Origin of the sequence: Acinetobacter sp. MYb191 (genome assembly GCF_037572605.1) — a bacterium.
Classification (GTDB): domain Bacteria; phylum Pseudomonadota; class Gammaproteobacteria; order Pseudomonadales; family Moraxellaceae; genus Acinetobacter; species Acinetobacter johnsonii.
Map to the genome: position 1 here is coordinate 29,141 of NZ_JBBGZP010000012.1, position 19,422 is coordinate 48,562.

A 19,422-nucleotide genomic window follows, 5' to 3' on the forward strand; every position below is an offset into this window, starting at 1 on the left:
AAATCCGCCTAAGATTACCATCTTAAGCGGATTTATTCAGCTTTTCGCGAAAAGTTGCCTCGATTAACTCGACGCACTTTCCTTATTCAAGCGGTCTTTTTCAACAGATTTGTTGATCAAGGTCTGCTGAATAATCGTGATACTGTTGTTGACAATCCAGTACAACACGAGACCCGCAGGGAAGAACAACATAAAGACTGTGAAAACAATCGGCATGATTTTGAAAACTTTCGCTTGCATTGGATCAGCTGGTTGGGGATTTAAAGACTGCTGAATGAACATCGTTGCGCCCATTAACAGCGGTAAAATAAACCATGGATCCATCGCTGACAAATCTTGAATCCAAAGTAACCATGGCGCATGACGAAGCTCAACAGACTCCATCAACACCCAGTACAACGCAAGGAAGATTGGCATTTGTAATAACAATGGCAAACAACCCGCAAGCGGATTAACTTGTTCACGTTTATACAGTGCCATCATTTCTTGAGAGAAGCGCATGCGGTCTTCACCGAACTCTTCTTTCATACGCTGCATTTCAGGTGCAATGACACGCATTTTCGCCATTGAGCGATAGCTCTTAGACGACAACGGCCACAGAATCAGTTTCACCAAGACCGTTAACAAAATAATTGCCCAGCCCCAGTTACCCACTAAACCGTGGAAGAACTCAAGACCCAAGAACAATAATTTCGCAATTGGCCATAACCAACCATAATCAACAGTTTGGTTTAAACCTGTTGCAAGCTCTTTTAACTCAGATTGAACTTTAGGACCTGAATAGAAAGTCGCATCAATCTCAGCCACTGTACCAGCAGGCACAGTAATCGTCGGCGAAGTAAAACCAATGATATTCATATCATCCGTTGACTAACGCGACTCTAATTTCGCGACATAAGGTTGACCATTGGCTTGCGTCAATTTTAAGTCACCAGGAATCCAAGCACTGACAAAGTAGTGCTGAACCATAGCAACCCAGCCGCCTTTCGCTTCAACATTCAATTTTTCTTCATTGAAGTTAGCAAATTTAAGCTTGTTATAATGTTCTTCAGGCGAACCCCAAGCACCACCTAAGAAAGTGCCCAGCGTGAAAATACCTTGATCCGATTTGCCTGGATCATCAGAGTTGTCACGTTTGAGTTGACCAAACATTTGACCCTGCCAGTTTTGACCACTGCGGTTCACCACTTTATGGTTCACAACAACAGGATATTCACCTTGCTTAAAGGTAAAGGTTTTAATGATTTCCACACCATCAGCTGTTTTCAGTACCATCGGTACGGTTAACACTTTGATGCTTTTTCCATCTTCAGTTTGAACCGCTTTGGCATCATTCAATGTATAAGCAGATTTTTCAATCTCATACATTGGACGACCGCTACGGTTACTGTCTGGACCATTAAGACCAATTAAACCAGACTGCGCCACATAAGTACGTTTTGCATCACTTTCAAGCATGACAAATGCTTCGTTACTGTCTTTGCTCTTGTCATGGTTTAACAATTCAATACGAACAATATCACCACCTTTAGGATTAATCCAAAGATGATAAAGGTCCGTTTGTACTGAAATAAGCTGTTGATTTACAGATGCTTTTGCTTCTGTAGCTGGTTGCTGAGTCGCGATATTTGCTTGTGGCATATCAGACGCTGCTGAAGCCGTTTGAGCATTTGGCAAATCTGCAGATACTTCATGTGAAACTGCTGCAGCCTGTTGTGGCTGTGGCTGAGTCTCAGCATGTCCATAATCTTTTTGCCAAGCCAAAATGAGCAAATAAGCGACAACAAACATGGCCCCGAGAATGGCAAACCTGGCCCATTGTTGCATATCGATTACCCCAAGTGGTTAGAGTGATTTTGGTTCAAGAAACAATCACGAAAGGGTACAGCAACCAGATGCTTTTGAGAATCTATTTGCTGAAAAGAGATAAAACGAATCCTTTTGTTTGGAACAGGGTCATACCCCGATCCACCCCAAGGATGACAACGGCAAATACGTTTAGTAGCCAACCACACACCACGCACAGCACCATGTGTATGGACTGCTTCCAATGAATATTGAGAACATGTAGGGATATAACGACAACGCGGTCCAAGTAAAGGACTAATCGCAATTTGATAAAATCGAATTAACCAATGCAGTAACCGGACCATTGGCCATCTCTACTTTTGCAGGGAGGGAGCTATTTTTTGATGCTTTTTGGCAAGACGTTGTAATTTTTGCCAAGCAAATTGTAATTGCTGGTGCAACTCTGCATTAGGCACTGTTTCTATCCCCATTTTAGGCATAACCACAATATCTAAAGTTAATTGCTGTTGATGCAAGCGAAAACTTTCGCGAGCCAAACGTTTTACTCTATTTCTTTCGTGTGCACGACGCACTTTCTTTTTAGCAACAACAATACCCAAACGACTTTGAGGTTGTTCGGTCAGTTTTGCTAGAAATAAGAAATGGGGCTGATGCACTTTAAAAAGCGCACCATCGAAGACACTCTTATAATCGGCAGCACAGCGAATACGAACCTCTGTGCTGAAGCCATAAAGTGTAGTCATAACACCCAAAATCGTTTAAGCGTTAACTATTGATTAAACAGTTAAGCTGTGACGACCTTTTGCACGACGACGAGCTAATACTTGGCGACCAGCTTTAGTAGCCATACGAGCACGGAAACCATGAACGCGCTTACGCTTTAATTCAGATGGTTGGAATGTACGTTTCATATCGAAACTCCAAAAATGATCATTCAATGAAGGTTCGCGAGTTTAGTGTTCATTGCTTGAGCTGTCAATGGAAAACCGATTTTCTTGTGAAATTAAGCCTTTTTATTTGTAACAGCAGCTTGAGCTTGCTCTTTTCTCGAAAACATTTAAACAACTGCACTTTTTTCTTATACACAACCTAGATTATTGTTTATTAAGGTGATATAAGTTACCAACAAGATTACCCACACAATTATCCACAAGTTTTTAAATTCACTTGCTATGCATGTTTTTAAATTTAAATTCATTTTGGATCTCCAGTTATCCCCAGAAAACAGGTCTCTTATAAATAAATTCAAATTTATAAATTCAAATTTATTACTATTAGGGTGGTCTTTTTCTGTGGAAATGGCATTTTTTTAATTATAAAACAATAAAATATGGTGTGGATAAGATTGTTTTTATAAAATTAATAGTTTGTGGATAACTTTGTGCTATATTCTATCCACAGTTTGCGGATAAACTTATCCACACTAGTGTTTGAATTTAAATTTATTTTCATAAGCAGGCTTTTTGAGCAATATCTGCAGAATTTCCCATGACAGATGTGGATAACTTGGTTAGAATGGCGACCCGCTTCGGTGGGTACATAGTGTTTTTATTAATTATCGATGGAATGAATAGGGGTTTCACATGCTTTGGACGGACTGCTTAACTCGCTTGCGACAAGAGCTCTCTGGGAATGTCTTTACAATGTGGATACGCCCTTTAGTTGCAGAAGAGTTAAATGACACACTACGTCTTTATGCTCCCAATCCCTATTGGACACGTTACATTCAAGAACATCACCTAGAGTTGATTACAATTTTAGTGGAGCAGCTCTCTGAAGGGCGTGTACGTAAAGTTGAAATTTTAGTCGATTCACGCCCAGGTGCAATTTTATCTGCGAGTGAGCAACCTGCAACGACGACTGCAGCTTTAGAGTCTGCTCCAGCACTTGTTGTGCGTCCGAAAAAAGAAAAAGAAGAAGGGAATTCTAAAAACAGCCGTAAACGCCAGTTAAATCCTTTATTTTCCTTCTCACTTTTTGTGGAAGGTCGTTCAAACCAAATGGCTGCTGAAACGTGTCGTAAGGTTTTAACCCAGTTAGGTGCTTCTCAGCACAATCCCTTATTTTTATATGGCCCGACTGGTTTAGGTAAAACACACTTAATGCAAGCAGTGGGCAATGCCTTGTTGCAAGCCAAACCTAATGCACGTGTCATGTATATGACGGCAGAAAGCTTTGTTCAAGACTTTGTCAGTTCTTTACAACAAGGCAAAGTGGAAGAATTTAAGAAAAATTGCCGATCTTTAGATCTATTATTGGTCGATGATATTCATTTGTTGGCGGGTAAAGAGGCAAGTTTAGTTGAGTTTTTCTATACTTTTAACGCACTTTTAGATGAATCTAAGCAAATTATTCTGACTTCTGATCGTTATCCAAAAGAATTAACGGAATTGGATCCACGTTTGGTTTCACGCTTTTCTTGGGGCTTGTCGGTTGGGGTTGAGCCACCAGATATTGAAACCCGTATTGAAATTTTGCTGAAAAAAGCAGAAAGCAATGATGTGGAATTACCACGAAACTGTGCGTTATTTATTGCGCAACAAGTGGTTGCAAATGTACGTGAATTGGAAGGTGCGCTGAATAAAGTGGTGGCTATTTCACGCTTTAAAGGCACAGCCATTGATTTGGATGTTGTGCGTGAGTCTTTAAAAGACGTCTTGGCCATTCGTGCGCGAACCATCAGTACTGAAAATATTCAACGCGTGGTGAGCGAGTACTTTAGAATCCCACTCAAAGAGTTGGTTGGGCCCAAACGTACCCGTATTTATGCTCGTCCCCGCCAATTGGCAATGGGCTTGGCACGTGAGTTAACTGGCGACAGTTTCCCTGAAATTGGCATGGCCTTTGGCGGTCGAGATCACAGTACTGTCATGCATGCTTGTGAAAAAGTTTTAAGTCTGCGCGATGAAGATCCGATCTTCAATGAGGACTATAAAAACTTGCAACGCTTGCTGCAAAGTTAAGCGGAATTGCTCAAATTCTATTCTTGCAATGCGGCATGTTCTGCCGCATAGTACACTGCTAAAAACACATTTATTTATTATTTTATCTTCAGTTTTTCGAGGAATGTATCGTGCGTTTAAAAATCGCGAAAGAAAGCTTACTTAATGTTCTATCACATGTCGTAGGAGCGGTTGAACGTCGCCATACTTTAAACATTCTTTCAAATGTTAAAGTGCAAGTGAACCAAGCGTCGTTGACGATCACAGGTTCGGACTTAGAAGTTGAATTGGTTGCAAGTACTACGCTTGCTGAAGGTGCGTGTTTACAAGCGGGTGAAACCACAGTTCCTGCACGTAAGCTGATGGATATTTGCAAATCTTTACCGACTGCAGCACTGATAGACTTACAAATTACTGAAGATCAACGTTGTATTTTAAAGTCTGGTAATAGCCGTTTTGTGTTGGGGACTTTACCCGCTGAAGATTACCCGTTATTGACCACGGAGAACACGCAAGGCACGCAAGTTGCGGTGACACAGCGTGAATTAAAGCGCCTATTTGAAAAAACTGCATTTGCTATGGCGGTGCAGGATGTGCGTTTTTATCTCACGGGAACCTTACTTGAAATTGATAATAATCAACTGCGTGCAGTGACCACAGACGGCCACCGTTTAGCTCTGTGTGAAACTGTCGCTAGCTCAAATGCCACTCAATTGATTCAAGCGATTGTTCCACGTAAAGCAGTGGGCGAATTACAACGTTTATTGAGCATTGAAGATGAACAATTGGCGTTGTTAATCGGTCGTGAACTATTGAATGTGACCATTTCTATTGCCAGTCGTGACAAAGAACAAGGGGATACCACGGTTCGTTTCACCACAAAACTGATTGACGGTAAGTTCCCTGATTATCGCCGTGTGATTCCACGTGGTGGGGATAAAAATGTGTTAATTGCACATGATGTCTTTAAGCAATCTTTACAACGTGTTTCGATTTTAAGTAATGAAAAACTACGTGGTGTGTTCTTAAACTTTGCCGCAGACACTTTGCAGCTGCGTGCCAATAACCCAGAGCAAGACGAAGCCGTAGAGGATTTGGCGATTCAATACAATAATGCGCCAATGGAAATGTCTTTTAATGCCCAATACATATTGGAAGTCTTAGGCGCATTGGATGGTGATGATGTGTCAATGACGATGACCGAAGCAAATCAATCGGTTCTAGTGCAAGATCCAGCTCATCAAGATCAGACCTATGTGGTCATGCCAATGCGTGTTTAAGCCCTAGGTTCAGGCATGCAAATCACGCGTTTAAACATCGAACGTGTTCGAAATCTCAGAACGGTTGCTCTCCATGGATTGCAACCGTTTAATGTTTTTTATGGACAAAATGGTTCAGGTAAAACCTCAATTTTAGAAGCCATTCATCTGTTGGCGACTGGGCGTTCCTTTCGGACCCATATTCCGAAACACTATATTCAAACCGACACCCAAGACGCGATTGTCTTTGCCCAATCCAGTTCTGAAAAAATAGGGATGCAAAAGCTGTTGTCTGGTGAACAGCTCATCAAGGTCAATGGCGACAACATTGCCACTCAAGGTCAGTTGGCTAAGATTCTTCCTTTGCAACTGATTGATCCGCAAAGTACCGATATTATTGATCATGGTGCCAAGCCTAGACGGCAACTATTAGATTGGCTGATGTTCCACGTGGAACCTGAGTTTTATCATGCATGGCAATATTATTCACGGGCATTAAAACAGCGTAATAGTTTACTGAAAACACGACGGAATCTAAGTCTGGCAGATTTGGAGCCGTGGAACAAAATGCTTGGTGATTATGGGGAAATGCTGCATTCGCAGCGCGTCAGCATTGTGGAGCAGTGGAAGGGCTTTTTTGAGCAAGATTTAAAACACCTGCTGCCAGATATCGAGGTTCAGTTAGAATATAGCCCTGGCTTTCATACCGAGTTAGGGTTACTGAATGACCTGCAAAGTCATCATCAAAAAGACCTTGAACGGCGCTATACCGAGTATGGTCCACACAAGGCAGATTTGCGTTTAAAAACAAGCCTTGGCGATGCCGATGTCATGCTGTCACGTGGACAAAAAAAGCTGTTAATCATAGCCTTAAAACTGTCACAGATTGCAATGCTACATGCTTGTAATAAGGAAACTGTGGTATTATTAGATGATCTGACAGCAGAATTAGATTTAACAGCACAACAACGTTTAATTGAGCGATTGAGCCAACTGGGTAGTCAAGTTTTTATTACCACTTTAGAGTATGAATCAGTCAAAAATCACTTACATGATTTATCTATTTCTTATCAATTATTCTGTGTTGAAAACGGTCAAGTTCAAGTTGTCGCACAATGATTTTAGATTTTACCCATCACGGGATAGACCTATTTTTCGCTAGGGAGAAACCATGAGTTCAGAAGATCAACAAGCTGCTTCTCAAACGGAACAAACCACAGAAAAAGCTTATGATTCCTCTAGTATCAAAGTATTACGTGGATTGGACGCAGTACGTAAACGTCCGGGTATGTATATTGGTGATACGGATGATGGTTCAGGCTTACACCATATGGTGTTTGAGGTGGTGGATAATGCGATCGATGAGGCGCTTGCAGGTCACTGTGATGAAATTTTGGTGACGATTCACGAAGATGAATCTGTAAGCGTATCGGACAATGGGCGCGGTATTCCGACCGATATTCACCCTGAAGAAGGGGTTTCTGCCGCAGAAGTGATTTTAACCATTCTGCATGCAGGTGGTAAGTTTGATGACAATAGTTACAAGGTTTCAGGTGGTCTACATGGTGTAGGCGTATCGGTTGTGAATGCCTTGTCACGTAAGTTGGAACTGACGATTCATCGTGCAGGTCATATTCATCAACAAGAATATAAACACGGTGATCCGGTTTACCCACTGACTGTTGTGGGGGATACGGATACCACAGGTACAACTGTCCGTTTTTGGCCAAGTGCTGAAACTTTTAGCCAAACCATTTTCAATGTTGATATTTTGGCGCGTCGTTTACGTGAATTGTCTTTCTTAAACGCGGGCGTGCGCATTGTTTTGCGTGACGAGCGTATTCATGCAGAACATGTGTTTGACTACGAAGGCGGTCTGTCTGAGTTTGTGAAATATATTAACCAAGGCAAAACCCATCTGAACGACATTTTCCATTTCACCGTACAGGCTGAAAATGGCATTGGTGTTGAAGTGGCGTTGCAGTGGAATGATACCTATCAGGAAAACGTACGTTGCTTTACCAACAACATTCCACAAAAAGATGGTGGAACGCATTTAGCGGGTTTCCGTGCGGCATTAACACGTGGTCTAAACAGCTACATGGAAAACGAAAACTTACTCAAAAAAGAGAAAGTAGCGGTTTCTGGTGATGATGCACGTGAAGGTTTAACTGCGATTGTTTCAGTGAAAGTGCCTGATCCTAAGTTCTCTTCACAAACCAAAGAAAAGTTGGTTTCAAGTGAGGTGAAACCTGCGGTTGAACAGGCAATGAATAAATCATTCTCTGAATATTTGCTTGAAAACCCGCAAGCTGCAAAATCAATTGCAGGCAAAATCATTGATGCGGCTCGTGCCCGCGATGCGGCACGTAAAGCGCGTGAAATGACGCGTCGTAAAAGTGCGTTAGATATTGCAGGCTTACCAGGTAAGCTCGCAGATTGCCAAGAAAAAGATCCAGCATTGTCTGAATTGTATCTAGTCGAGGGTGACTCTGCGGGCGGTTCAGCAAAACAAGGTCGTAACCGTAAGATGCAAGCGATTTTACCGTTGAAAGGTAAAATCCTAAACGTAGAACGTGCGCGTTTTGACAAGATGATTTCATCTCAAGAAGTTGGCACGCTGATCACGGCATTGGGTTGTGGTATTGGCCGTGAAGAGTACAATCCGGACAAATTGCGTTATCACAAAATCATTATCATGACCGATGCTGACGTGGATGGTTCGCATATTCGTACCTTATTGTTGACCTTCTTCTTCCGTCAAATGCCTGAGCTGGTGGAGCGTGGTTATATCTATATTGCTCAGCCACCGCTGTATAAGCTGAAAAAAGGCAAGCAAGAGCAATATCTTAAAGATAATGATGCGCTTGAAACCTATTTAATTTCAAACGCGATTGATGAGCTTGAATTGCACATCAGCGATGCTGCACCTGCGATCCGTGGTGAAGCTTTGGCGAATGTGATTGCGGACTATCAAACGTCTCAGAAGAGCTTACAGCGTTTAACTGTACGTTATCCTGCTAGTGTCTTAGATGCGTTGATTTCGGTTGAAGGCTTTAAGCTTGATCAAAACCATGACCGAGCTTATGTTGAACAGTGGGCTGAACAAGTGCGCAGTGCTGTGGCAGAGATTCAACCGAGCTTGCGTCCTGAGTTAAGCTTAGAAACGTTTGAAAAAGAACTGGCGGATGGTCAAAAGATCGAGACTTACTTGCCTCGTATCACCATCTATGTACACAATCTGCCGCACAGCTATTTATTAGATGCAGGCTTATTGGGTTCTGGTGAATATGCACGTTTGTTGAAAAACTCCAAGAGTTGGTTCACGTTGTTGGAAGATGGCGCATACCTACAAAAAGGTGATCGCAAGATTGCAGTTACTAACTTCCATCAGGTATGGCAACATATTTTATCTGATTCCCGTCGTGGCATGATGATTCAACGCTATAAAGGCTTGGGTGAGATGAATGCGGACCAGCTTTGGGAAACCACTATGGATCCTGAAAACCGCAACATGTTGCAAGTTACCATTCAGGATGCGATCGAAGCCGATCGTATGTTCTCTTGTTTGATGGGTGACGATGTGGAACCACGTCGTGCATTCATTGAAGAAAATGCATTGAATGCGGATATTGATGCCTAAGCGCTTTACAAAATAAGCCAAAAAAGCACCCTACGGGGTGCTTTTTTTTACAGCATTTCTTGTGATTTTGAATAAAATATAAGCAGTGCTCACTGTTATTAAACTGACTTATAGCGATGTCATGATGTGAGTATCAAGTCTTTTGCACAGTGCAAAATGTGAGGTCATTATGATGGATAATCAACTAGAACAAGTACGCGACATTTGGGTGAATGCATTTTTTACGGGCAATTATGAAGTTTTAGCTCAATATGAAGATGAGCATTTTAAGGTGGTCTATGAGCAAGCTGATCGTGTGGAGAGTAACTATACGCGCTATGAAAAGATCGCACATGCTGTGAAAAATGGGGTTTGGAAACCTCAAAAACCCGATGTCGAATTTGAAGAATTTGAGTTTAACCGTGACCAAACACGCTGTCAGGTCTTGATCGGTTTGGTTGAAAATCGCCAACAAATCCAAGAAACATGGGTCTTCGATCAGGGATGGAAAATACAAGAATTATGTTTTTTAAAGGCGCAAAGAGCCGTATTAAATTAAGGAAAAAGAGCGCAAAAAAGAGGATGGATTTGCCTAAAACAACTGAATAAATAAACAGCATTAGCCTGTGGATAAATAAAAATAGCACTTTATATCAGTTGCTAAAATACGTATAATTTTATCCACAGTTGTTTCAAGTGTGGTTTTTAAATTTAAAACCATACGTTATTTTTTAAATTTAAATCGGATCTTTTAAATTTATTCCCTCTTTTTTAAATTCAAAACTTGTTGTGTTGAAGGGTGCATGTCTGAACATGATGGATATTCGCTGTCTGTTGTGAAGGTTGTATTTGGCTTTAAGCTGTGAAATGCATGGAAATAGGACTGTATATAGTTGAATATTCAATTAATTAAGCTAAATTAAACAATCAAATTTTTTGCTTTTTAAGAATATCTAAACAATAAAAATCAATCAATTTATCGCTTTATTTATTAAGAAATAATTTTAATTTCAATCACTTATGATTTCTTAAAATGCTCAGACTATTTGGGTGCATTTCCTATTGAGTTATATGCATAGACCGAAAAGGCACGTTTTTCGAGATCGATTGGTATTGCAGCAAAGTAAATCAATCAAAATGGTTAAGACATAAAAATGCCCGCCATGCATAAACAGAGCGGGCAGGGTGTATGAGGAAAGATTATTCGTTTTCGAATGAGCTTTCGAGCTCTTCAAGTTCCATCATTAGCTCTAGCATTTGTTCTTCAGCTTCACTGACTTGGTTTTTAAGTTCGGTTTGCTCATTCATCAGTTTCATGAGTTCATCTTTGCGTGCAGCGTCATATAGGCCAGCATCACCGAGTAAACTTTCAATGTCGAGTAAACGTGGCTGGTGTTTTGCCAGTAAGCTTTCACATTTTTCGATATTTTTACGAATCGGACGCGTTTGTTCACGGCGCTGTGCAGCTAATTTACGCTGCGCTTCTTTATCAACCTTTGAAACCATAGTTTTTTGAGTGCTGACTTTAGACACGATCGGCGCTACGATTCCACCTTGTTTAATCATTTCTAGGCGTGCTTGGCGTAACCAGTTGGCATAATCGTGAAGATCGCCTTCAAATTCGGTGGATTTTCCAGCATGGACTAAAATGAGGTCATCACACACGCTGGCAATCAGTTGGCGTTCATGCGAAACCAAGACCACAGCACCTTCATAGTCTTGTAAAGCCATGGTCAGGGCATGGCGCATATCTAAGTCTAAATGGTTGGTCGGTTCGTCTAGAATCAAGACATTGGGACGTAACCACACGATTAAAGCCAATGCCAAACGTGCACGTTCACCACCTGAGAAGCTCTCGCAAGGGGTATCCATTCGCTCGCCACTAAAGCCGAAACTGCCTAAAAAGGCACGTAAGGTCGCTTCACTGATTTTTTTATCCGCAATGCGTGCCAATTGCAGCATTGGGCTGGCCGACTCATCCAGTGAATCCATTTGATGCTGTGCAAAATAGCCAATATTCAGCAGTTCTGAGGCTTTGCGTTGTCCTGCCAATAAAGGTAAATCACCGACCAAGGATTTGATTAAAGTTGATTTACCTGCACCATTCATCCCCAATAAGCCAATTCGGCTCGTCGGGGTGATTTGTATGTTGATATTGGTGGCAATCAGTTTATCACCATAACCAATATCAGCCTGTTCTAAAGTCAGCAATGGTGAACTCATTTTGGTGGGTTCACGGAAGCTAAAGGTAAATGGGGTATCGACATGTGCAGGAGCAAGCAGCTGCATCCGTTCCAGTTGTTTAATTCGGCTTTGTGCCTGACGCGCTTTAGTGGCTTGGGCTTTAAAGCGATCAATATATTTTTGAATATGTGCCCGTGTTTCGAGCTGCTTTTCATAGGCTTGTTGTTGTTGTGCCAAACGTTCTGCACGAGTGGTTTCAAACGTAGAATAGTTACCGCTATAGAGAGTGAGTTCTTGATTTTCGATGTGCAAAATACGGTTGGTAATGGCATCTAAGAAATCGCGGTCATGCGAAATTAAAATTAGGGTACCTGTATAGGCATTTAACCAATCTTCTAACCATAAAATAGCATCGAGATCTAAGTGGTTGGTTGGTTCATCCAGTAATAATAGATCTGAACGGCTCATCAAAGTACGCGCTAAGTTTAAGCGCATCCGCCATCCACCAGAGAAACTCGAAACCAAGAGTTGGTTTTGATGTTCCATAAAACCCAGACCCGCCATAAGCTGAGCGGCTTTAGCGGGTGCGGAATAACCGTTAATTTCGTCGAATCGGCCATGTAAATCAGCCAGTTCAGTGTCAGTTAACTGTTCAGGATGGTTGAGCTGTTGTTGAATGTTCCAATATTCTTCATCACCGGTCAGGACGAAATCAATCGCAGCCATATCTAAGGCTTTTACTTCCTGCGCCATGTGTGCCACCGTCCATACGGCAGGGCGGCTCAGGGTGCCATCATCAGGACCTATCGAGCCTAAGAGAGCAGCAAACAGGGTTGATTTTCCAGCACCGTTGACACCGGTGAGACCAACTTTCCAACCCGGATGGATTTGCATGGAGGCTTTTTGAAATAACACTCGTCCACCACGGCGCAATGAAACTTGATCAAGCTGAATCATGGAACTATCAAATATCAGAAAAAGGTGCGCCTATTCTAATGGATGCGTCAGCAAAAGACTAAACATTCAAAATTTATCTGAACTGAAACCTCTAAGAGTTTCTTTTAAGGGGGAGGATGAAACCATTTGACCTTTGGTCGGAAAGCTAAAAGTTGACCTTTTTTGACCTATATTGAGGAATAGCACACAGATATATTTCCCCAGTAAAACAAAAAATATGAAGGGATAATAATGAAAAGAAAAGGATTTTTTATTTTATCGACGCTAGCACTGTGTGCTTTCTCCAGTATGGTGCAAGCGAAACAGCAGGTGTGTGTTTTCGACCTACTGGGTAAAGCAGGGGAGTCTTATAAATTCTTAGAAGAATGGGCTTTGGTCAGTAAAAAATGGGGTGCACAGGTACAGTTGATTTCGTTTCAGGACGAAGACTTAGCCGATAAAGCTTTTCAAAATGATAAATGCGATGCGGTGTATATGACCTCGATGCGCGCGCGCACGTATAACAAGTTCGCAGGTTCGATTGATGCCTTAGGCGGAGTACCGAGCAATAAAATTGCACAAAAGGCGGTGGAATATGTGTTGGATCCTAGAAATACCAAGCGTATGACCACCACATTACAAGGTGAAAACTATGAAGTGGCTGGTATTGGCTTGATTGGTTCAGCCTATATTTTTGTAAAAGACCGAAGTCTAAATACCATCGAAAAAGCACAAGGTAAAAAATTTGCCATTCTGCACTACGATCGAGCACAACGGATGATGGTGGAGCGAGTAGGTGCTGTACCTGTGATGTCGGATATTTCCAACTTTATAAAAAAGTTTAATACAGGCGAAGTCGATGTGGTTGCTGCACCTGCATATGCCTATAAACCCTTAGAAATTGAAAAAGGTCTAGGCTCTAAAGGGGCTATGCTTAACTTTCCCGTAGTCAATGTCACTGCAGATTTGATTGTCAGACCCGAGCGTTTTCCTGCTCAATTTGGTGAGCAATCACGGCAATGGTTTTTGCAAAAAATTCCGCAATCCTTTGCTATGGTGCAGCGACTTGAAGCTGCCATTCCCAGTAAAATCAAAATGCAGCTCAGCAAAGAAGACAAAGAAAAATATCAGCGCTTGCTACGGGAAGGGCGCATTGATTTAACCAAACAAGGCATCTATGACCCAGGCATGATGCGCGTGCTGAAAAAAGCCCGCTGTACGGTTGAACGCACCAATTTTGAATGTTCATTGGGTGGTGAATAAGGCGAAAATCTGTATTTCTTTGTAATATTAAGCATCATTCATGTAAAACGGATGATGCAGGTTTTTTATTTTAATATGATGAATTTAAAATGATTTTACTAATCCTTTGAAAATAAAAATGAGAGAAAAGAAAAAAATTTGCCCAATTGACAGTGTTTTTTGAGTAAATGCTCTATTTTTTTAATTTTAACTTGCTTAATATTTTGCATGTGTATGGACACCTGTCAAACAACAAAACGAACAAGGACACAAGAATGAAAAAATTAACCCTCGCACTCGCTGCTTTTTCTGCTTTTGGTGTAGCGTCGACAGCACAAGCGGCCAAAGTGGACATCTGTGTATTTGACTTGCTTGGCAAATCTGGTGAGTCGTATCAAATGGCGCAAGAATGGGCTTTGGCGGCAAAAGGCTGGGGAGCTGAAATTAATTTAATCCCTCGTCAAGATGAAGCCGTTGCCGACAACGACTTTAAAGCAGGCAAGTGTGATGGCGTATTTATGACTGCTATGCGTGCGCGCCAGTACAATAAATTTGTCGGTTCTATTGATGCATTGGGCGGTGCCCCAAGCAATGCCATTGCACAACGTGCGATTACTTTTGCATTGGATCAGCGTAATGCGACCAAAATGGTGACCAATCTTGGGGGTAAAAAATATGAAGTGGCAGGGATTGCACCTTTAGGTTCAGCTTTTATTTTTGTACGAGATAAAAGTATTAATTCCATTGAAAAAGCGGCGGGTAAAAAGTTTGCAGTCTTGGGCTATGACGATGCCCAAAAAATCATGGTGCAACGCGTCGGTGCGCAAGCGGTGATTTCCGATGTGTCTAACTTTGTGGCGAAGTTTAATAACGGTCAAGTCGATATGGTCGGAGCACCGGCTTATGCTTATAAACCTTTAGAAATTTATAAAGGTTTAGGCACGAACGGCGCAATGTTTAACTTCCCTGTACTACAAGTGACAGCTGACTTTGTGATTCGCCCAGATCAATTTCCCGCAGGCTTTGGACAAAAATCGCGCGATTGGTTTGTGAAAAACCTCCCGAAAAGCATCGCAATGATTGGTCGTTTAGAAGCAGGCATTCCTGCAAAATACAAAATGAATCTCACAGCAGAAGACAAAACCAAATATCAAAAAATGCTGCGTGATGGTCGGATGGATATGACCAAACGAGGCATTTATGATCCAGCAATGATGTCGGTGTTGAAAAAAGCCCGTTGCTCGGTGGATAAAGCCAACTTTGAATGCTCACTGGGCGGTGAGTAATTTTCTGAATGGGATCAAAGAAAGCTCAGTTTAAATTGAGCTTTCTTTTTTGCTTTTAACCGACAGATTTAAATGGATTTGAAGCAGCTAATTTGTATAGCGCGTAGGAAATGAGTGGTTTTGAACCGAGTGAAGTGTCATTCGGGACATTAAAAAATAACAAAGAGCACAAGTGAATGGCTCATCACAATAAACAACAATAAGTCAAAAGGAAGATACATGAAACAGTGGATGAAAAGCCTCAGTATCGGGACATTAGTCATTTCTGCAACAGCGATGGCACAGGCCAAACAAGTGGTTTGTGTATTCGACTTGGTCGGTAAAAATGGTGATGTATATAGCTTGATGAAAGATTATCAGTTGGCGGCTAAAAACTGGGGCGCGGATATTGAACTGCGGGTCGGACAAAACGAAGCCGTGATTGCTGAGGATTTTAAAGCAGGAAAATGCGATGCCATTAGTGTTACAGGCATGCGCGGGCGTCAATTTAATTCGTTTACAGGCTCACTCGACGCAATTGGTGCGATTCCCGATCTCAATTTAGCGGTTAAAGTGATGCAAGGCTTGGCCAGCCCAACTTTTGCTAAACATATGGTCAATGGTAAGTACGAGGTCGCAGGTGTGATTCCTGTGGGGGATGCCTTTTTATTGGTGAATGACCGTAGCATCAATACCGTAGCGAAAGCCGCAGGCAAGAAAATTGCGGTTTTAGACTATGATCAAGCGCAAAAAGTCATGGTTCAACAAATTGGTGCGCAAGCTGTGAGTGCCGATGTCACGAACTTTGGTGCAAAGTTTAATAACGGTCAAGTCGATATTATTGGTGCGCCTGCTGCGGTTTTTAAGCCCTTAGAGTTACATAAAGGCTTGGGGACGAAAGGGGCGATTGTAAATTATCCGATTTTACAGGTCACAGGTAATATTATTATTCGTCCAGATAAATTCCCTGCAGGTTATGGGCAAAAATCACGGGAATGGGTCAAAGGCCAGCTGCCGCGTGCATTCGGTATTTTGGGTAAAATGAAAGCTGAAATTCCGCAAAAATATTGGATGCAGGTGCCCGCAGCAGATCAACCAGGTTATCAAAAGATGATGCGGGAAGCACGAATTGATCTCACCAACCGCGGTATTTACGATAAGCGAATGATGAAACTGTTATGGCAATTCCGTTGTAAGCAAGCGGCGAAAAACTTTGAATGTGGACTACAGGATGAAAATTACAAACAATCTTGAGAAAATTAGTCTGATTTGACTTTAAATATTCAAATAGGGACCATATATTGAGTATGCTATACTCGAAATATGGTCTTTTTGATTTGAAAGACAGCTGAACCGAACTGAGGAATCTAAGATGAATGCCCAAGCACTTGAACTAAGCGACAATGCCGCAAATAAAGTACGTCAATTACGTGACAGTGAAGGTAATCAAGATTTAATGCTTCGTGTATATGTCACGGGCGGTGGTTGTTCAGGTTTTTCTTATGGTTTTAACTTTGCTTAAAACAAAAATGAAGACGACGCAGAATTTATCAATGGTGATGTGAAAATGTTGGTTGACTCATTGAGTTATCAATATTTGGTCGGTTCAGTGGTGGATTATATTGAAGGTTTAGAAGGTTCACGTTTCATCGTGCAAAACCCAAATGCAACAACGACCTGTGGTTGTGGTTCATCTTTCTCGATCTAAACCTGATCTGATTAAAAAAGCCCTCATGATGAGGGCTTTTTTTATGTGCAATCATTCGCTTTCAATCGAGTTTAATCGCATCGAGTAAGTCAAAAATAATCGTGGTGACATCTTGGCTTAAGTCACGGTTATTAAAAACTTCATAGGCAGTAATGGTGACATCGGTGTCACTCGGTAACAGTTTCTGCTCTTCTTCAATCAAGTCATTGATTGGTAAAAGCGTCTGTTTAACTTCCAGATGTAAAACATCCTTAAACTCTAAATTTTCATCTTCAAGTTCTAACAGCTGCTCGTTAAAATAGGGCAATAGAATAGAATGGAGATAAGGTTGAATCTCAACAATATCAAAGATTTCGATATCACGAGTTTCTTCAATCGTACTGATGTGGTCATTTACTTCGATTAAGATATGGTAGTAACTCACATTCGTCTCCAAAGCTTCTAGTGGATATTCAATTATTTACAATAACACGAACCCGAGTCAAGATGTGCTGTGATTGTATTTCATACACATATTAAAATTAGGGGATTTTTTTAGCAATTCATCATTTCAACGGGCATTAAACAATGCAATATCGGCACTTTGTAAACGGAAATGCTGCATATCTTGCTCTTCTAGCATTGGGTACATCAGGGCTTTCGGATCATTATGATGTTTCATGCCGAGGGCATGGCCAAATTCATGCGCTAAAGTCAGACGTAAGTCTTCTTTGGACTCAAACTCATAAATATGAATTTCACGCCCATTGAACAGTCCTTTATCAAATAGACGGGGTTGGAAGCGTTGGTTGAACTGGTCGATGGCCAGATTATGGCCTTGATCTAAGCGGTTCAGTTCATCTACCTTTTGATTGTAGGCATTCACTTGCAGGTTAAAGCTGGCAATTTGTTGGTCTAAAACGTGTTGCTGTTGACGCAGCTGCGCCAAACTCTGTTGTACAGCCGCCTGCTGCGAAGCAGGGACTCCGCCGTGCTGGTTATACTGACGGATCATGGCATTATAGTTTTGGCTAAGGTCTTGTAGACTCTGTTTTTGCACATCTAAAGCACCTGAGTGGCGTGCCAGATTTTGTTGCATGGCTTTGAGTTCAGTATTTTTTTGACTCAGCCCGTGTTCATTTTGTGTCAGTTTAGACAGTTGATCACGGCGTTGTACCGACTCATCTTGACGTTGGTCATAAATGAGTCGAATACTGAGCCGAGCATTGGGGTCATAGACAAAGTAGTCTTGGCCTAAACCCTGTTTCCAAATATCCGTGGCTTGCTGGCTAATGTACTTTAACTCATGTTCACTAAGACCAAAACGCGGATCGACTTCCGCAATACGATAGCGAATACGCTGATCGAATGGATGAGTGAGCCGATCCAGCAGTGGATTGAGGCGCAGCTGAGGCTGTTGCATATTTTGATACAGAATCAATCCTAAAAAGCCCAGCAAAGCAAACAAGAGACTTTGACGCATATTTCTTCATATATCTTTATTTTTAGCTACTTTAGCGTAAATAATACCTTTACAACATAAAAAAATGCGTCTTCTCTGTGGGTTTAAATTATTCCCAACGCTGTCAGACTTTGTTTGACCAGTTGCTCACGCACGCTGGCTGAAATCCCTGTTTTCATATGCATATTCAAAGCAAAATACACTTTTTCACCTGTTGAAGTTTCGACCCAGCCTGTCCACCAGCCCACTTGCGGTTCTAGGTCCATACCCCAGCCTGATTTGGCGTAGAGTTTATAATTCGATTTTTGTTCAATCAGCAGCATGTCTTGTACTGCATGTTGTACATCGGGTTTAAAAGCGAGTTGTGTATTGGCCAGCTTCTCTACAAAAAGGACTTCTTGAACAGGCGTAATTTGCAGTGGACCGACTAACCAAAAATTATCGACAACGGTGCCAATCTGTTGATTGCCATATCCAATGCGCTGTACTTCTTTTTGCATTAGGTCTAGGCCAATGCGCCGTGCTAGCTCCTGATAAACGGGAACGGCAGATGCTTGCATGGCTTGCCCTAAAGTCATGTCTTTTTCCCAAGCAGGGAAGCTGCGCTTTTGACCATCCCATTTAAACACCTCGGTGCTGGTTGCTTTACCATGTTCTAGTCCTATTAAGGCATTCAGCATTTTAAAGGTAGAGGCGGGTACATAGGGTGTCTGAGCACGGCTCAAGTCATTGCCGTAGCTGTGTAAGCTATGTTTATCCTTAATGACAATCACCCCAGTGGTTTGGAGTTGATCGAAGGCCTGTTGGATCTGCTGCTGCGCGCTTTGCTGATGTTGGTTTTTAGCTGTTTCTACGGAGGGGTTTATTGTGGTACATGCGGAACCGAAGGTTGTAATGAGGGCGATGAGTCCCAACTGTAAATTTTTCATGGGTGGCTGAGATCTAAATTTTTTATCAGCCTAATGTAAAAATAGAATGTGAAACAACAATATTTAGGTAATAAAAAACCGCGCT

General features: G+C 41.8%; 15 protein-coding genes and 2 pseudogenes. 9 read left to right on the forward strand and 8 right to left on the reverse strand.

Annotated elements, in window-relative coordinates; translation table 11 throughout:
• Positions 1-63: 63 nt before the first annotated feature.
• The 4 genes and pseudogenes from yidC to rpmH form a co-directional block, all read right to left on the reverse strand.
• Positions 64-1,827: pseudogene (yidC, locus tag WH214_RS06795) on the reverse strand (membrane protein insertase YidC).
• A gap of 5 nt (positions 1,828-1,832) precedes the next feature.
• Positions 1,833-2,153 (reverse strand): membrane protein insertion efficiency factor YidD, encoded by a 321-nt coding sequence (gene yidD, locus WH214_RS06800; protein WP_004977726.1) that lies wholly within the window; start codon positions 2,151-2,153, stop codon positions 1,833-1,835.
• Positions 2,154-2,162: 9 nt separating this feature from the next.
• Entirely contained in the window at positions 2,163-2,552 is a 390-nt protein-coding gene (rnpA, locus tag WH214_RS06805) for a ribonuclease P protein component (protein ID WP_039890852.1), read from the reverse strand.
• A 33-nt stretch (positions 2,553-2,585) separates the two neighbouring features.
• On the reverse strand, positions 2,586-2,720 hold the full coding sequence (gene rpmH, locus WH214_RS06810) for a 50S ribosomal protein L34 (RefSeq protein ID WP_000831329.1): 135 nt from the start codon (positions 2,718-2,720) through the stop codon (positions 2,586-2,588).
• A 672-nt stretch (positions 2,721-3,392) separates the two neighbouring features.
• Between rpmH and dnaA the strand changes: the two genes are divergently transcribed.
• The 5 genes from dnaA (at position 3,393) to WH214_RS06835 (ending at position 10,191) form a co-directional block, all read left to right on the forward strand.
• Positions 3,393-4,772, forward strand: coding sequence for a chromosomal replication initiator protein DnaA (gene dnaA, locus WH214_RS06815; RefSeq protein ID WP_339421949.1), 1,380 nt, complete (start codon positions 3,393-3,395; stop codon positions 4,770-4,772).
• Positions 4,773-4,882: 110 nt separating this feature from the next.
• Positions 4,883-6,031: a DNA polymerase III subunit beta gene (dnaN, locus tag WH214_RS06820; protein ID WP_339421950.1), complete on the forward strand. Its 1,149-nt coding sequence runs from the start codon at positions 4,883-4,885 to the stop codon at positions 6,029-6,031.
• 15 nt (positions 6,032-6,046) lie between these two features.
• Entirely contained in the window at positions 6,047-7,129 is a 1,083-nt protein-coding gene (gene recF, locus WH214_RS06825) for a DNA replication/repair protein RecF (RefSeq protein WP_259234656.1), read from the forward strand.
• 52 nt (positions 7,130-7,181) lie between these two features.
• Entirely contained in the window at positions 7,182-9,653 is a 2,472-nt protein-coding gene (gyrB, locus tag WH214_RS06830) for a DNA topoisomerase (ATP-hydrolyzing) subunit B (RefSeq protein ID WP_004697421.1), read from the forward strand.
• A gap of 169 nt (positions 9,654-9,822) precedes the next feature.
• Entirely contained in the window at positions 9,823-10,191 is a 369-nt protein-coding gene (locus WH214_RS06835) for a hypothetical protein (RefSeq protein ID WP_339421951.1), read from the forward strand.
• Positions 10,192-10,832: 641 nt separating this feature from the next.
• Here WH214_RS06835 and WH214_RS06840 read toward each other — a convergent pair.
• The gene (locus tag WH214_RS06840; RefSeq protein ID WP_004977711.1) at positions 10,833-12,773 is read right to left on the reverse strand and encodes an ATP-binding cassette domain-containing protein; all 1,941 of its coding nucleotides are present in this window, start codon (positions 12,771-12,773) and stop codon (positions 10,833-10,835) included.
• 231 nt (positions 12,774-13,004) lie between these two features.
• On the opposite strand from WH214_RS06840, the gene WH214_RS06845 reads away from it, so the two are divergent.
• From WH214_RS06845 to erpA, 4 genes and pseudogenes are all read left to right on the forward strand, one after another.
• Positions 13,005-14,015 carry a putative solute-binding protein gene (locus WH214_RS06845; RefSeq protein ID WP_339421952.1) on the forward strand — a complete coding sequence of 337 codons (1,011 nt, stop codon included), beginning with the start codon at positions 13,005-13,007 and terminating at the stop codon, positions 14,013-14,015.
• Between the two features lie 254 nt (positions 14,016-14,269).
• Positions 14,270-15,280, forward strand: coding sequence for a putative solute-binding protein (locus WH214_RS06850; RefSeq protein ID WP_087015054.1), 1,011 nt, complete (start codon positions 14,270-14,272; stop codon positions 15,278-15,280).
• Between the two features lie 231 nt (positions 15,281-15,511).
• Complete coding sequence (locus tag WH214_RS06855; RefSeq protein WP_376699584.1) at positions 15,512-16,513, forward strand: putative solute-binding protein; 1,002 nt, start codon at positions 15,512-15,514, stop codon at positions 16,511-16,513.
• A 118-nt stretch (positions 16,514-16,631) separates the two neighbouring features.
• A pseudogene (erpA, locus tag WH214_RS06860) lies at positions 16,632-16,967 on the forward strand (iron-sulfur cluster insertion protein ErpA).
• A 61-nt stretch (positions 16,968-17,028) separates the two neighbouring features.
• Here the strand turns inward: erpA and WH214_RS06865 are convergent.
• The 3 genes from WH214_RS06865 to blaOXA all read right to left on the reverse strand — a co-directional run bounded on the left by WH214_RS06865 (position 17,029) and on the right by blaOXA (position 19,337).
• Complete coding sequence (locus tag WH214_RS06865; RefSeq protein WP_005401765.1) at positions 17,029-17,403, reverse strand: hypothetical protein; 375 nt, start codon at positions 17,401-17,403, stop codon at positions 17,029-17,031.
• Positions 17,404-17,517: 114 nt separating this feature from the next.
• A complete protein-coding gene (locus WH214_RS06870) occupies positions 17,518-18,429 on the reverse strand; it encodes a matrixin family metalloprotease (protein ID WP_339421953.1) in 912 nt (303 codons plus the stop codon).
• Positions 18,430-18,512: 83 nt separating this feature from the next.
• Positions 18,513-19,337 carry an OXA-211 family carbapenem-hydrolyzing class D beta-lactamase gene (blaOXA, locus tag WH214_RS06875; RefSeq protein WP_339421954.1) on the reverse strand — a complete coding sequence of 275 codons (825 nt, stop codon included), beginning with the start codon at positions 19,335-19,337 and terminating at the stop codon, positions 18,513-18,515.
• Positions 19,338-19,422 lie beyond the last annotated feature (85 nt).